Raw genomic sequence first — 12,855 nt, 5'->3', positions numbered from 1 at the left:
GCTATGGAAACCGTAGGAGTGGTCTCGACGACGGTCGTCGCCGTGCTGGTGGCGGCGGGGCTGTATCTCGGGGTGCGGTCGATACCGGATCTCCGGCGATACCTGAAGATCCGGCACATGTAGCGGCCGACCGGAAAGGAACATCATGGCTGAGCATCGCGAAGAGCCGCAGTCGGCACGAGGCGCGCCGGGTTCGCGCGACACCGGCGCCGGCGTAGCGGCCGGAGGACCGGCGGAACGCAAGCCCGGGGATATCGGTCACGAGGAGATGACCTCGGCGCACTCCGAAGACGCCAAGAAGGAGACCGACTTCACGTCGCAGGCCCCGCCCGGCACCGAATCGGCGGCGCCGCCCTACGGCGAGCGCAAGCAGACCGCCAACGCCCCCGGCGAGACGGCGACCGGAAAGGTCGACGACGCGCGGGTGGGTGGCGCGACCACGCCCACCGAGAAAGAGGGGTGAGTCCACGGCCGCGGTGCTGATCGCCGGGATCGGCAACATCTTCCTCGGCGACGACGGATTCGGACCCGAGGTGGTGCGGCGGTTGCCGCGCCACCCCGACCCCGGCGTGCGCGTCGAGGACTACGGCATCCGCGGCATGCACCTCGCCTACGACCTGCTCGATTCCTGGGACGCCTTGGTGTTGGTCGACGCGGTGCCAGGCCGTGGCGTGCCCGGCCGGGTCGAGGTGTTCCGCGCCGCGGCGGAGGACACCGGCGTCGCGCAACTCGACGCGCACGCGATGAGCCCGGACGCCGTCTTCGCCGGGGTGCGCGCCCTGGGCGGCGTGCTGCCGCCCACCGTGGTGATCGGCTGTCAGGTCGCCTGCGTGGACGAGGGCATCGGCCTGTCCGAGCCGGTCGCCGCGGCGGTGGACGAGGCGGTCGCCGCGGTCGGCGGTGTGCTCGCCGACCTACTGCACGCCGGCGCCGCACAGGCTGCCGCGCCGCTTCCACCGGCCACAGCGGGACAGGAGGACTGACCGATGTGTCTCGGCATCCCCGGACGGGTGGTGGAGATCCCCGACGGCTACCACGAGCAGATCGCGCTGGTCGACGTGTCCGGCGAGCAGCGGAAGGTGAACATCGGCCTACTCGACGAGGATCCGGCGCGACCGGGGGACTGGGTGATCATCCACATGGGCTTCGCGGTGGAGAAGACCGACGAGGCGGGCGCCGCGGCGGCGCTGGACGGACTGCGGCTGCTGCAACGCGGAGACCTGCCGTGACCACCGAGCGGCTGCGGCGGCGGCTCCTGGTGCGCGGCGTGGTCCAAGGTGTCGGGTTCCGCCCGTTCGTCTACACCACCGCCGCCGAACTGGCCCTGTCCGGCAGCGTGAGCAACGACAGCAGCGGCGTCGTCATCGAAATAGAAGGCGCGCCACCGGGTCTGGACGAGTTCGCCGAGCGGCTGCGGCTGCGGCCGCCCCCGCTCGCGGTGGTCGAATCGGTCGAGCAGACCGACATCCCGGTCCGGGGCGGCACCGGATTCCACATCGCGGACACCACGCGCGACGGTGGCGGCCGCACGCTGGCCTCACCCGACGTCGCGATCTGTGCGGACTGCGAACGCGAGTTGCGCGATCCCGGCGATCGCCGCTATCGCCATCCGTTCGTGAACTGCACCAACTGCGGTCCGCGTTTCACCATCATCGCGAGCCTGCCCTACGACCGCGAGCGTACGTCGATGGCCGACTTCGCCATGTGCGACCGGTGCGCCCGGGAGTACGCCGATCCCACCGACCGGCGCTTCCACGCCCAGCCGATCGCCTGCCCCGACTGCGGTCCCACGCTCGCGTATACCGGACCGGGAGCCGGTGCGCCGCTGACGGCCGCGCGGCAACTGCTGCGCTCGGGCGGGATCCTGGCGGTCAAAGGCATCGGCGGATACCACCTCGCCTGCGACGCCACCAACGAGTCGGCCGTCGCGGAGCTGCGCAGGCGCAAACGCCGCGGTGACAAGCCGTTCGCCGTGATGGTCCCGGATCTCGCCACGGCACAGGCGATCGTCGCCGTCGACGCCGCCGCCGCGACGCTGCTGACCGGCCCGGCTCGGCCGATAGTGCTGCTCGCCCGCCGGGTCGCGCCGGGAGAACCCCGTTCGGCCGTCAGCGCAGGCGGCGTCACCGCTGGACTGGACGAAGGTGCGGCCTCGGCGATCGCCGTGCTCGGCGACACTGCCGAGGCGCAGCCGGTTCCGGCCCCATCGGTGGCGCCCGGCAACCCGGACCTGGGCGTGCTGATCGCCTACACCCCGCTGCACCTGTTGCTGTTCGGCCTGCCCGGCGATCCGCCCGGCCCGCAGGTGCTGGTGATGACCTCGGGCAATCTCGGTGGCGAGCCGATCTGCTACCAGGACGACGACGCCCGGACCCGCCTGGCGGGGCTCGCCGACGGCTGGCTGTCGCACAACCGGCGCATCCTGGTGCCCTGCGACGACTCGGTGGTGCGCTCGCTCGACGGCCGCGAACTACCCGTGCGGCGCTCGCGCGGTTACGCGCCGCTGCCGCTGTTGCTGCCGGTTCCGCTGCCACCGACTCTCGCCGTCGGCGCCGACCTCAAGAACACCTGCGCGATGGCCGAGGGCCGCTACGCCTGGCTGAGCCAGCACATCGGCGACATGGACGACCTGGCGACGCTGCGCTCCTTCGACGCCGCCCAGCGGCACCTCGGGAAACTCACCGGGGTCCGCCCGGAGCAGTTGGTCGCCGACGCGCACCCCGGCTACCGCTCCACCGCATGGGCGCGCAAGCACGCGGGCGAGCGCGCCGTGTACACCGTCCAGCATCATCACGCGCACATCGCCTCCGTCATGGGTGAGCACGGGCTCGACGCCACCGAACAGGTGGTCGGGATCGCCTTCGACGGCACCGGGTTCGGGCCGGACGGCGCGGTGTGGGGCGGCGAGGTCCTGCTGGCGGGCTACAAGGGCTACCGGCGTCTGGCGCACCTGAAATACGTGCCGCTCGCGGGCGGCGATCTCGCGGTGCGCAGGCCCTATCGCATGGCGCTGGCGCATCTGCGGGCGGCCGGGATCGACTGGGACGAGGACATTCCCGCGGTCGCCGCGTGCCCGCCCGCCGAGCGATCGGTGCTGGCCCACCAGTTCCGGACCGGACTGGGCTGCGCACCCACGTCGAGCATGGGCCGGTTGTTCGACGCCGTGTCGTCGCTGTGCGGCGTCCGCCACGTGGTCGATTACGAAGCCCAGGCCGCGATCGAACTGGAAGGACTTTCCCGCGCAGGCGCGGAAGGCGCCACCGCCTACCGGTTCCCACTGGCGGACGGCGATCCCGCCGTGATCGATCCCGCGCCGGTACTGGCGGCCGTGGTGGCCGACGTTCGCGCCGGCGCGCCCGCATCGGTGGTGGGCGCCCGGTTCCACGCGGCTCTGGCCCGGTTGGTGCTCGACCTCGCGGTCCGCTACGCCGCCCCGGCGACGGTCGTCGCGCTGTCCGGCGGGGTCTTCCAGAACGCCCTGCTGCTCGCGCGATCGTGTGCGCTGCTGCGCGACAACGGGTTCACCGTGATCACCCACCGCCGACTGCCGCCCAACGACGGCGGCCTCGCGTTCGGGCAACTCCTCGCGTGCAGCGAGGGATGAGCGAAGGAGAGCAACGATGTGTCTTGCGGTACCAGGAAAAGTGCTCAGCCTGCACGAGCGGGACGGCACGCTGATGTCGGTCGTCGACTTCGGCGGCGTGCACAAGGACGTGTGCCTGCAGTACATCCCGGACGCGGCGGTCGGTGACTACGTCGTGGTCCACGTCGGCTTCGCGATCCAGCGGCTGGACGAGGACTCCGCGCTGCGGACCCTGGCCGAGTTCGAGCACCTCGGCGTACTGAACGAGGAATTCGGCGACGGCTTCGAGATCGCCGCCAAGCAGGCGGGTGTCGACAACCCCGCCGCACAGCCAGCACGTGAGCAACCGGAGGCGACGTCATGAAGTACCTGGACGAATTCAGCAATCCCGAGCTGGCCCAGCGCCTGCTCGATCGGATCCGCGCCGCGACCAGCCGCCGCTGGGCGATCATGGAAGTCTGTGGCGGCCAAACCCATTCGATCATCCGCCACGGCATCGACCAGCTGCTGCCCGACCAGATCGAGATGATCCACGGCCCCGGCTGCCCGGTCTGCGTCACCCCGCTCGAGGTGATCGACAAGGCGCTGGAGATCGCCGCGCAGCCGGGCGTGATCTTCTGCTCCTTCGGCGACATGCTGCGCGTGCCCGGCAGCTCGAAGGACCTGTTCCGGGTCAAGAGCGAGGGCGGTGACGTGCGGGTCGTCTACTCCCCGCTGGACGCGCTCGAGTTGGCCAGAGCGAATCCCGATCGGGAAGTCGTGTTCTTCGGCATCGGTTTCGAGACCACCGCTCCGGCCAACGCCATGACGGTGTATCAGGCCCAGCGGCTCGGCATCCGGAACTTCTCGCTGCTGGTGTCGCACGTGCTGGTCCCGCCCGCCATCGCCGCGATCATGGAGTCGCCGACCTGCCGCGTGCAAGGTTTCCTCGCGGCCGGACATGTCTGCACCGTCATGGGCACCGAGGAGTATCCGCCGCTGGCCGAGCAGTACCGGGTGCCGATGGTGGTCACCGGGTTCGAGCCGCTGGACATTCTGGAGGGCATCCGCCGCACTGTGCTGCAACTGGAGTCGGGCAGGCACGAGCTGGAGAACGCGTACCCCCGTGCGGTGTCCGCGGCGGGCAATCCCGCGGCGAAAGCCATGCTGCAAGACGTCTTCGAGGTCACCGACCGGGCCTGGCGCGGCATCGGCGTGATCCCGCGCAGCGGCTGGCGGCTGTCGGAACGCTATCGCGAGTTCGACGCCGAACACCGTTTCGCCGTGGGCGACATGCACACCGCCGAGTCGACGATCTGCCGCTCCGGCGAGGTGCTGCAGGGATTGATCAAACCCAACGAGTGCGCCGCCTTCGGCAAGCAGTGCACGCCGCGTAACCCGCTGGGCGCCACCATGGTGTCCTCCGAAGGCGCGTGCGCCGCCTATTACCTGTACCGGCGCCTCGACCTGCCCGCGGAGGTGGCTCATGCGTGAGGAAGGCGCCGCCCCCGCGACGATCGACGTGGAGGGCTGGGTCTGCCCGATGCCGCTGCGGGATTCGCCGAACATCGTGATGGGTCACGGCGGCGGCGGCGCGATGTCCGGCGAGCTGATCGAGCATCTGTTCCTGCCCGCGTTCGGCTCGGCCGCCACCGCGGATCTGACCGACTCCGCGGTCGTCACGCTCGACGGTGCGCGCTTGGCGTTCTCCACCGATTCGTTCGTGGTCAAGCCGATCGTGTTCCCCGGAGGCACGATCGGCGAACTCGCGGTCAACGGCACGGTGAACGACCTGGCCATGTCCGGTGCGCGGCCGATGGTGCTGTCCACCGCGTTCATCCTGGAGGAGGGCACCGCGCTGGCCGACATCGCGCGGATCGCGCAGGCGGTCGGCACCGCCGCTCTCGCGGCGGAGGTCCAGCTGGTCACCGGTGACACGAAGGTCGTCGACGCCGGGCACGGCGACGGGATCTACATCAACACCGCAGGAATCGGTGTGGTCGGGCCCGGCGTGGACATCCGGCCGCAGCGCGCCACGCCGGGTGACGTCGTGCTGGTCAGCGGCGACATCGGCGTGCACGGTGTCGCGGTGCTCAGCTGCCGCGAGGGCCTGGAGTTCGGCACCACCGTGCTCAGCGACACCGCGCCGCTGCACGGTCTGGTCGCGGCGATGCTCGCGACCGGCGCCGACGTGCACGTGCTGCGCGATCCCACCCGCGGCGGGGTCGCGGCCTCGCTCAACGAGATCGCCCGCGCCGCGAACATCGGCGTGGCGCTGGACGAGCGGCAGCTCCCGGTGCCCGACGGGGTGCGCGACGCGTGCGGACTGCTCGGCCTGGACCCGATGTACGTGGCCAACGAGGGCAAGCTGCTGGCGTTCGTCCGGCCCGAGGACGCCGACCGCGTGCTCGCGGCGATGCGGGAACACCCGCTGGGCGCGCAGGCCACCGCGATCGGCCGGTGCGTCGCCGAGCATCCCGGCATGGTGGTGGCTCGCACGGCGCTCGGCGGTACGCGTGTGGTGGACCTGCCCGCGGGCGAGCAGCTGCCGCGAATCTGCTGACGGCGGACCCGAACCGGTCCGGAGCGAGAAGGCGAGGTGGGCGTCATCGTTCGGATCGCCGATACTCCCGCGGCGCCGCGCGGCCCGCTGGCCCGGCTGGACGGGCGGCAGCGGCGCGGCGTGGCGGGAATGGCGTCGGTCGTCGTCGCGCTGCACGTCCTGGGCTGGTCGGCGCTGCTGTTGCTGGTGGTCCCCGGCGGGTATGTGGTGGACGGCGCGGTGTTCGGCGTCGGTCTCGGCGTCACGGCCTACACCCTCGGGATGCGGCACGCGTTCGACGCCGATCACATCGCCGCGATCGACAACACCACCCGCAAGCTGGTCGCGGACGGACGCAAGCCGCTGTCGGTCGGGTTCTGGTTCTCCCTCGGGCACTCCACCATCGTCTTCGCCCTCGTCGCGCTGCTGGCGTTCGGCGTCAAGACGCTCGCGGGGAACCTGCGCGACGAGAACTCCGGGCTGCAACGGTGGACCGGCCTGTTCGGCACCGGAATCTCGGGAACCTTCCTGCTCGCCATCGGGCTGTTGAACCTCGCCTCGCTGATCGGGATCTGGCGGGTGTTCCGCGGGATGCGCCGCGGTACCTACGACGAAGCGGCGCTGCGGCAGAAGTTGAACGACCGCGGCACCTTGCAACGGGTGATCGGACCGCTGACCCGGGCCGTGCGCGCACCGTGGCAGATGTACCCGGTCGGGCTGCTGTTCGGCCTCGGCTTCGACACCGTCACCGAGGTGAGCCTGCTGGTCATCGCGGGCGGCGCGGCGGCCACCGATCTGCCCTGGTACGCGATTCTGGTGCTGCCCGTGCTGTTCTCGGCCGGGATGACCCTGTTCGACGCACTGGACGGCGCGTTCATGAACTACGCGTACGGGTGGGCGTTCGCCGGACCGCTGCGCACCGTCTACTACAACATCGTCGTCACGGCTCTGTCGGTCGCCGTAGCCCTGCTGATCGGCGCACAGGAGGTGATCTCGCTGCTGACCGACGAACTCGGCATCGCCGAGGGTCCACTGGCCTGGGTCGGCGGACTCGACCTCGGGGCGATGGGCTTCCTCATCGTCGGGCTGTTCGTGCTCACCTGGGCGGTGGCCGTCGCGGTGTGGCGATTCGGCAGACTCGAGCAGCGGTGGACTCCTGGGCGCGCCGGCGAAAGGCCCTGCTGATGGCGGGCAGCGGAGCGGAGATGTTCGCCCGGTACGCCTACGCCCCCAATCGGCTCGGCTACTGCGGGCCGCCCGACGCGGCCGCCCTGGCAGACGGCTCGGACGAGCAGGTGCGGGCGGTGGCGCGCCGGTTCACCGGAGCATGGCCCTACCTGCAGGTCATGGCGCGGATGACCGGCATCGCCGACCCGCTGGACCACCGGCTCGTCGAGTCCTACTGGCTGGGCGGCGGAATCGGCGCGGACCTGGACCCTGGTGAGTTCACCGCGGAGCTGCTCGGCCTGCTCGGCCCGGTCGCGGGCGGGTATTGGACGCACCTGACCCCGCGGCTGGCCGAGGAGGCCGCGGCCAACCACTGCTTCCACGTCTTCGGCGTGTACCCGTGGTCCCGGTTGCTCCGGCACGGCAACGACCATCCCCTGCACGTGCTCGACAGCTGCCGGATCACCTGGGGAACGGTGCTCGATCGTACCGGCGGCGAGGTCGTGCTGCGCTGTCGCGGGCTCGGTTGGGACGGCGAGCGTCTCGCGCTGTCGACGGAGACTGTGCGGTCGCTGCCGATCCGGGTGGACGGGTATGCGGCGGTGCCGGACGTGGCGGCGGGGGAGCAGGTGGCGGTGCATTGGGGGCGGCTGTGCGGGCGGCTGGACGATGCCCAGGCGAACGCTCTGGAGGCGGGGACGCTACGTCAGCTGGAGGTCACCAATCGGCGACTGGCCGCCCATCGGGGTCCGGCGACCAGCTGACGAGCTGCGCGTCGTGCTCCCGATCATGCATGCCGAGCCGGGGCGGCGGGATTCGTCGAACGGGCGAGGCCGCCCTCGTCAGCGCGGCCGACGGCTCTGCGCTCGTTTCCGGGCACACGAATCCGAGCTTCGGAATTGTTCCGAACCCGACGGTTCGGCGAAATTCCGAAAGCTCGTCGGCGTGTTTCGGTAACCAGTGCGCGGAGTATGATGTATATGGCTGTCGAGCCCGGCCTCGAGGAGCGACGCGTGGATTCGCCGATGGTTGCCAGGGCGAAAAATTCATTGCACCCAAGAAATTGTCCTCGGTGATTCTCGCGGTGTGTCTCAGCGTTCCCTCGATTTCGTGCCCGATGAGCCGGTCTGTGTTACACGTCCTGCTCGAAGGGAGGTGAACTACCGTGATGGACCAGATGATGGGGATGGCACGTGACTGGTGGAATCGCATGTTCCCCGGCATGCCGATGCCGATGCTGCCCATGATGTAGCAGCTGCCCACAACCAGGGAAAACGAATTGATGATCCCGCGGTGAGGCGTGTCGACGGTGTTTCGGTCACCGTGCCGGCGATCGAAAACCGGAGCATCACTCTCCGACCATTCCTGCCGGAAATTCGCCCCTCGGGTTCGAGTCCCAACCCGATGCGCGGTGTGATGTTCGGCGCGGTGGGTACGCATTTATCGTAATCGACCGTAAAGAATTCACCATCCGCTCGCACGGGGAGTGGCCCGCTATCGGGTTCCCCTGGCTCGGTGTTCACGCGGGAGTGAGCGGTCTCGGCAGGCCGGGACGGAATCCGGCTCGGTCGGGGTCGGCGGATGGCAAGTAATCGACCTCGGCGGAGGTATGCGATGAGCGGAGATCCGCAGCAGGGGAAGCGGCCGGTGAGCGCCGTGCTGGCCGGTCCGTACGGGCATCCGTTCCATCCGATTCTGGTCACCGTCCCGATCGGCGCGTGGGTCGCCAGTCTCGTGTTCGACCTCGCGTCCCGGTTCGCCGACGATCCGGAGTTCCTGGTCAAGGGATCGGTGTGGCTGATCGCGATCGGAATCCTCGGTGCGTTGGCCGCGGCGACGATCGGATTCCTCGATCTGCTCGCGATCCCGACCGGCACCCCTGCCTTCCGCACCGGCTTGCTACACATGACCCTCAACCTGCTGGTGACTCTCGCCTATGCCGTCGGCTTCGTGTGGCGGCAAGGCGCCGATACAAGGGTCGCGGTCGCGGCCGGACCGCTAGCGCTGTCGGTGGTAGCCCTGGGGACGTTGGGGGTCTCGGGGTATCTCGGCGGCAAGCTCGCCTATCGCTATGGCGTGCGCGTCGCCGACGAAGCCACCCAGGCCGGCGGCTTCACGCACTGAATCCCTTCTCATCCGTCAGGAGGCACACATGGGCATCGCCGCGTTGATTTTCTGGTTGCTCACCGCGGGTGGCGGTTTCTTCCTGCTCGGCACGTGGATCGCCCGGGGCGGTGCACGGCAACCGAACTCGACCCAACTGCCCGCGCCGGTCGTCTTCGGTCACTTCGCGCTCGCCGTGACCGGATTGATCGTCTGGATCGTGTACCTCTTCGTCGATACCGAATCGCTGGCGTGGGTCGCGTTCGTACTGCTGATCCCGGTCGCGCTGCTCGGATTCGCGATGCTGTTGCGCTGGATCCCCACCTACCGCGCCCGGTCCGCCGGTACGGCCGGTACTGCTGGTGCCGCCGGTACCGCCGGTACTGCTGGTGCGGCCGGTACCGCCGGTACGGGCGGACCGCCGGAAGGGCACTTTCCTGTCGCCGTCGTCGCGGGCCACGGCGTACTGGCCGTGGTGACCGTCGTGCTGGTGCTGTTGACCGCACTCGGCGTCGGCGGGAGCTGATCACCTGCACCGTGACGAACGATGGCCGCGCGGATTGCCGCGCGGCCATCGAACCATGGTCTCGCCGGAGCGTCAGATCTTGCGGATGACCGTGACGACCTTGCCCAGGATCTGCGCGTCGTTGCCGGGGATCGGCTCGAAGACCGGGTTGTGCGGCATCAGCCAGACGTCCTTGCCGGTGCGCTTGAACGTCTTCACCGTGGCCTCGCCCTCGATCATCGCCGCGACGATGTCGCCGTTGTCGGCGACGTTCTGCTGCCGCACGACCACCCAGTCGCCGTCGCAGATCGCCGCGTCGATCATGGACTGGCCGACGACCTTCAGCAGGAACAGCGAACCGTCGCCGACCAGTTCGCGCGGCAGCGGGAACACGTCCTCCACGGCCTGTTCGGCCAGAATCGGGCCACCGGCGGCGATCCGGCCGAGCACCGGAACGAACGTGGGGACGGGCCGGTCGACGTCGACGGTCACCTCGCCGTCGTCCACCGCGGCCACCGGCAGGCTGGTCACCGACCGCACCACCTCGTCCAAGCCTCGGACGTCCACGGCGCGTGGCCGATTCGGATCCCGGCGCAGATAGCCTTTGCGCTCCAGAGCGCGTAGTTGATGGGCGACCGACGAAGTGGACGTGAGGCCCACGGCGTCGCCGATCTCCCGGATGCTCGGGGGGTAGCCGCGCTCGCTCACCGAGGTGCGGATCACCTCCAGCACTCTGCGCTGACGCACGGTGAGATCCGCCCCGCTACCCGCCGCGTCGGCGCCGCTGTCGGTCTCGTCGCCCGTGTCGTCCGTGTGCCTCACCGCAACCGCCCTTTCCTGCTGTGCCAGGCGGATCCGTGCCCGGCTTGTGCCTGCATGACCTGTCCTGTCTTCGGTTCTTCGAATCTAGTCCGGTCGCGTCGCTCGATCAAACATCTGTTCGACGCATGTCGGGCGTTTCTGCTGACTTTGTCACCGGGCCGTGGTAGAAATCGAACACCAGTTCTTCGAACACATGAGCGAATGAGGACTGCACATGTGTTCGAACACGGCGTCCGGCTCGAATGGCGACGGAGCACCCACACGGAGGTTTGTCCGATGCGCACTGCGCTCAGCGATAGCACCCCATCCATCGACGCGACGGCCGCGGAACTCGATCGCGGCGTCGCCGGCCTCGGCCAGGCACCGGACGATCTCGGATACGAGACCGCCCAGTTGCTGTTGCGCGGCGGTGCGCGCGCACGGGCGCTGACGCCCGCGCACCGGTCGGCGGTCGATCGGCGGCCACTCGGCGCTCGTCCTGGTGGCGGCATGGTCGACTATGACCGTGGCGCAAGGAGTTTCACGCACCGGCGCGCCTATGGCGAACACCCGATGCGCCGGGTCGAGCAGGCTCAGATCGGTTTCGCGGCGCTCGCCGTCGCCGCGTTGCTCACCGCCCTCGTGGTGGTGGGTCTGATCGCCCTGGCGCATGTGCGGGCGGGTGAGTGGGGTGGCGGGCCCGGTGGGTCGGTGCCGGCGATGGTGCACGACTCCGGTGCGCCCGGGGGCGGCAATCTCCGCTGAGTGACAAGGAAATCGGCCACTGTGGGCGGCCGAAAATGTTGATCGACAAACTGGAACGTGTTGCTACCGTGCTGAAAACGTGATCCGGGCAACACCGCCCGAACGATGTCGGGACCTTTCAGCACATGACACTCCTCACCGCAGGCCGCTCGGTTCGCGTCTTCACCCGCGCGGCCGCCCTGTCCTTCTGCCTGGTTCTCGGCATGGGCGCGGCGGTCACCGCCCAGGCGGAACCGGCCTACGCCGCGTATCTCGATCTGCCCTCCGTCAACGGTGACGGTGCGGGGGCGGGCGGGCTCAATCCCCTGCTGCCGCTGGACGAAGCGGACCTCGCGGAGGCCTTGCGGCAGGCGCGGGCCGACTCGGTGGCGCCGCGCCGGTACGCGACCTTGCTCCACCAGTACTGGCTGGTGATCGCCACCCGCAACGCCGACATCGATGTGGCGGCTTGGGATCCCGGGCGCGGCCCCCGCGCGAACGAACGCACCTTCAACCAGGTGTACGTCAACTATCTGCGGCTGGCCACCCAGCATCCGGAGTTCTACTGGGCCGGGCTGGCCGGGATCGCGGGCGGATCGTTCGCCTCCGGATTCTTCGACATGAGCGACGTGGGTGTCGTCTTGGACGTACCGGGCATCCATCAGCTCGGCACCGCGGTCGCCGACCTCCTGCGCGCGACCCCGCCGGAATTGGTGCATGCGCTGCCCGAGGACATTCGTCTGCTCGCCACCGAGGGTTCCCGCCTGAATGCCGCGGACATCGCCTGGTACCAGACGCGCCTGATGATCATGCAGAAGCACATCTTCACCGACCTGGTCCCGATGCACGAGGCCTACGTCGCGCTCGGCCTGCCCGGAATCGAGGAGATGTACGCGGCGGGCGTGCTCGACGACGACATCCGCACCGCCTGGCGGGCGATCGCCGCGGGCACCCGGGACGGCTACATCGACGCGCTGATCCGGATGACCGACCGGGAGCAGAACCACGTGGTCGCCGACCAGTGGGACGAGACATCAGCGGGACGTGCCCCGATCGGCCGCGTTCTCACCTACGTGAGCACCGTCGCGGGCAAACCCGCTGTCCCCGGCGTCCGCGCGCCCGGCGTGTTCGCACCGGTCGTGGTCAGCGCCGACGTAGGAGGCCGCAGCCTCGCGCTGCGGGTCCCACTGCCCGGCTTCAACTGGGCCGATCGCGAGACGCGCTGGGACTACATCACCGGTGACCTGGTACCCCGCCACATCGATCTGGAGACCGACCCCGTGCTGGCCGCCGCCGTCCTCGGCGAGGCGTTCTGGGGCAAGCTGGCCCGTGGTCGGCTCGCCGCCCGTCTGCCGGACATCCTCGCGGACCTGACCGCGCACTGGCAGATCACCGGATGAGCAAGCCGGTCCGGTTGCCGGGGTGAGTGCG

16 protein-coding genes are annotated in these 12,855 nt (G+C 69.7%); 15 read left to right on the top strand and 1 reads right to left on the bottom strand.

From position 1 onward, the window contains the following. Nucleotides 1–3: 3 nt before the first annotated feature. The 13 genes from ON19_RS44995 to ON19_RS19500 all read left to right on the top strand — a co-directional run bounded on the left by ON19_RS44995 (nucleotide 4) and on the right by ON19_RS19500 (nucleotide 9,900). Entirely contained in the window at nucleotides 4–123 is a 120-nt protein-coding gene (locus ON19_RS44995; RefSeq protein WP_086006670.1) for a DUF6893 family small protein, read from the top strand. 22 nt (nucleotides 124–145) lie between these two features. Beyond that, nucleotides 146–463 carry a hypothetical protein gene (locus ON19_RS19550; RefSeq protein WP_043694647.1) on the top strand — a complete coding sequence of 106 codons (318 nt, stop codon included), beginning with the start codon at nucleotides 146–148 and terminating at the stop codon, nucleotides 461–463. Nucleotides 464–476: 13 nt separating this feature from the next. Then, nucleotides 477–983 (top strand): hydrogenase maturation protease, encoded by a 507-nt coding sequence (locus ON19_RS19545; protein WP_043694643.1) that lies wholly within the window; start codon nucleotides 477–479, stop codon nucleotides 981–983. 3 nt (nucleotides 984–986) lie between these two features. Next, complete coding sequence (locus tag ON19_RS19540; protein ID WP_043694640.1) at nucleotides 987–1,229, top strand: HypC/HybG/HupF family hydrogenase formation chaperone; 243 nt, start codon at nucleotides 987–989, stop codon at nucleotides 1,227–1,229. Further along, nucleotides 1,226–3,604: a carbamoyltransferase HypF gene (locus ON19_RS19535; RefSeq protein ID WP_051169070.1), complete on the top strand. Its 2,379-nt coding sequence runs from the start codon at nucleotides 1,226–1,228 to the stop codon at nucleotides 3,602–3,604. Before ON19_RS19540 ends, ON19_RS19535 begins: the two co-directional genes overlap by 4 nt. Nucleotides 3,605–3,620: 16 nt before the next feature. Next, entirely contained in the window at nucleotides 3,621–3,947 is a 327-nt protein-coding gene (locus tag ON19_RS19530; protein ID WP_043694637.1) for a HypC/HybG/HupF family hydrogenase formation chaperone, read from the top strand. Then, on the top strand, nucleotides 3,944–5,056 hold the full coding sequence (gene hypD / locus ON19_RS19525) for a hydrogenase formation protein HypD (RefSeq protein ID WP_043694634.1): 1,113 nt from the start codon (nucleotides 3,944–3,946) through the stop codon (nucleotides 5,054–5,056). The genes ON19_RS19530 and hypD overlap by 4 nt, the downstream gene beginning before the upstream one ends. Then, nucleotides 5,049–6,125 carry a hydrogenase expression/formation protein HypE gene (gene hypE, locus ON19_RS19520; protein WP_043694631.1) on the top strand — a complete coding sequence of 359 codons (1,077 nt, stop codon included), beginning with the start codon at nucleotides 5,049–5,051 and terminating at the stop codon, nucleotides 6,123–6,125. Before hypD ends, hypE begins: the two co-directional genes overlap by 8 nt. 96 nt (nucleotides 6,126–6,221) lie before the next feature. Continuing rightward, nucleotides 6,222–7,289, top strand: coding sequence for a Nickel transporter NicT (gene nicT, locus ON19_RS19515; protein ID WP_218006452.1), 1,068 nt, complete (start codon nucleotides 6,222–6,224; stop codon nucleotides 7,287–7,289). Next, nucleotides 7,289–8,035, top strand: a complete 747-nt coding sequence (locus ON19_RS19510) for a DUF6390 family protein (RefSeq protein ID WP_043694833.1) — start codon at nucleotides 7,289–7,291, stop codon at nucleotides 8,033–8,035. Before nicT ends, ON19_RS19510 begins: the two co-directional genes overlap by 1 nt. A gap of 436 nt (nucleotides 8,036–8,471) precedes the next feature. Then, nucleotides 8,472–8,720, top strand: coding sequence for a hypothetical protein (locus tag ON19_RS42000; protein ID WP_157229758.1), 249 nt, complete (start codon nucleotides 8,472–8,474; stop codon nucleotides 8,718–8,720). Between the two features lie 165 nt (nucleotides 8,721–8,885). Further along, nucleotides 8,886–9,395 (top strand): DUF2231 domain-containing protein, encoded by a 510-nt coding sequence (locus ON19_RS19505; protein WP_043694629.1) that lies wholly within the window; start codon nucleotides 8,886–8,888, stop codon nucleotides 9,393–9,395. Nucleotides 9,396–9,423: 28 nt separating this feature from the next. Next, nucleotides 9,424–9,900: a hypothetical protein gene (locus ON19_RS19500; protein WP_043694626.1), complete on the top strand. Its 477-nt coding sequence runs from the start codon at nucleotides 9,424–9,426 to the stop codon at nucleotides 9,898–9,900. A gap of 72 nt (nucleotides 9,901–9,972) precedes the next feature. Here the strand turns inward: ON19_RS19500 and lexA are convergent, their stop codons facing one another. Further along, nucleotides 9,973–10,701 (bottom strand): transcriptional repressor LexA, encoded by a 729-nt coding sequence (gene lexA, locus ON19_RS19495; protein WP_043694623.1) that lies wholly within the window; start codon nucleotides 10,699–10,701, stop codon nucleotides 9,973–9,975. Nucleotides 10,702–10,977: 276 nt separating this feature from the next. Between lexA and ON19_RS19490 the strand changes: the two genes are divergently transcribed. Together ON19_RS19490 and ON19_RS19485 are read left to right on the top strand one after the other, a co-directional pair. Beyond that, nucleotides 10,978–11,445, top strand: coding sequence for a hypothetical protein (locus ON19_RS19490; RefSeq protein ID WP_157229757.1), 468 nt, complete (start codon nucleotides 10,978–10,980; stop codon nucleotides 11,443–11,445). A 125-nt stretch (nucleotides 11,446–11,570) separates the two neighbouring features. Next, entirely contained in the window at nucleotides 11,571–12,824 is a 1,254-nt protein-coding gene (locus ON19_RS19485; protein ID WP_043694617.1) for a hypothetical protein, read from the top strand. Nucleotides 12,825–12,855: the final 31 nt, after the last annotated feature.

Source organism: Nocardia abscessus NBRC 100374, from assembly GCF_000308455.1.
In the GTDB taxonomy this organism is placed as follows: domain Bacteria; phylum Actinomycetota; class Actinomycetes; order Mycobacteriales; family Mycobacteriaceae; genus Nocardia; species Nocardia abscessus.
Note: the sequence above shows the minus strand (reverse complement) of the source record. Positions and strands in the feature narration are given on the sequence as shown.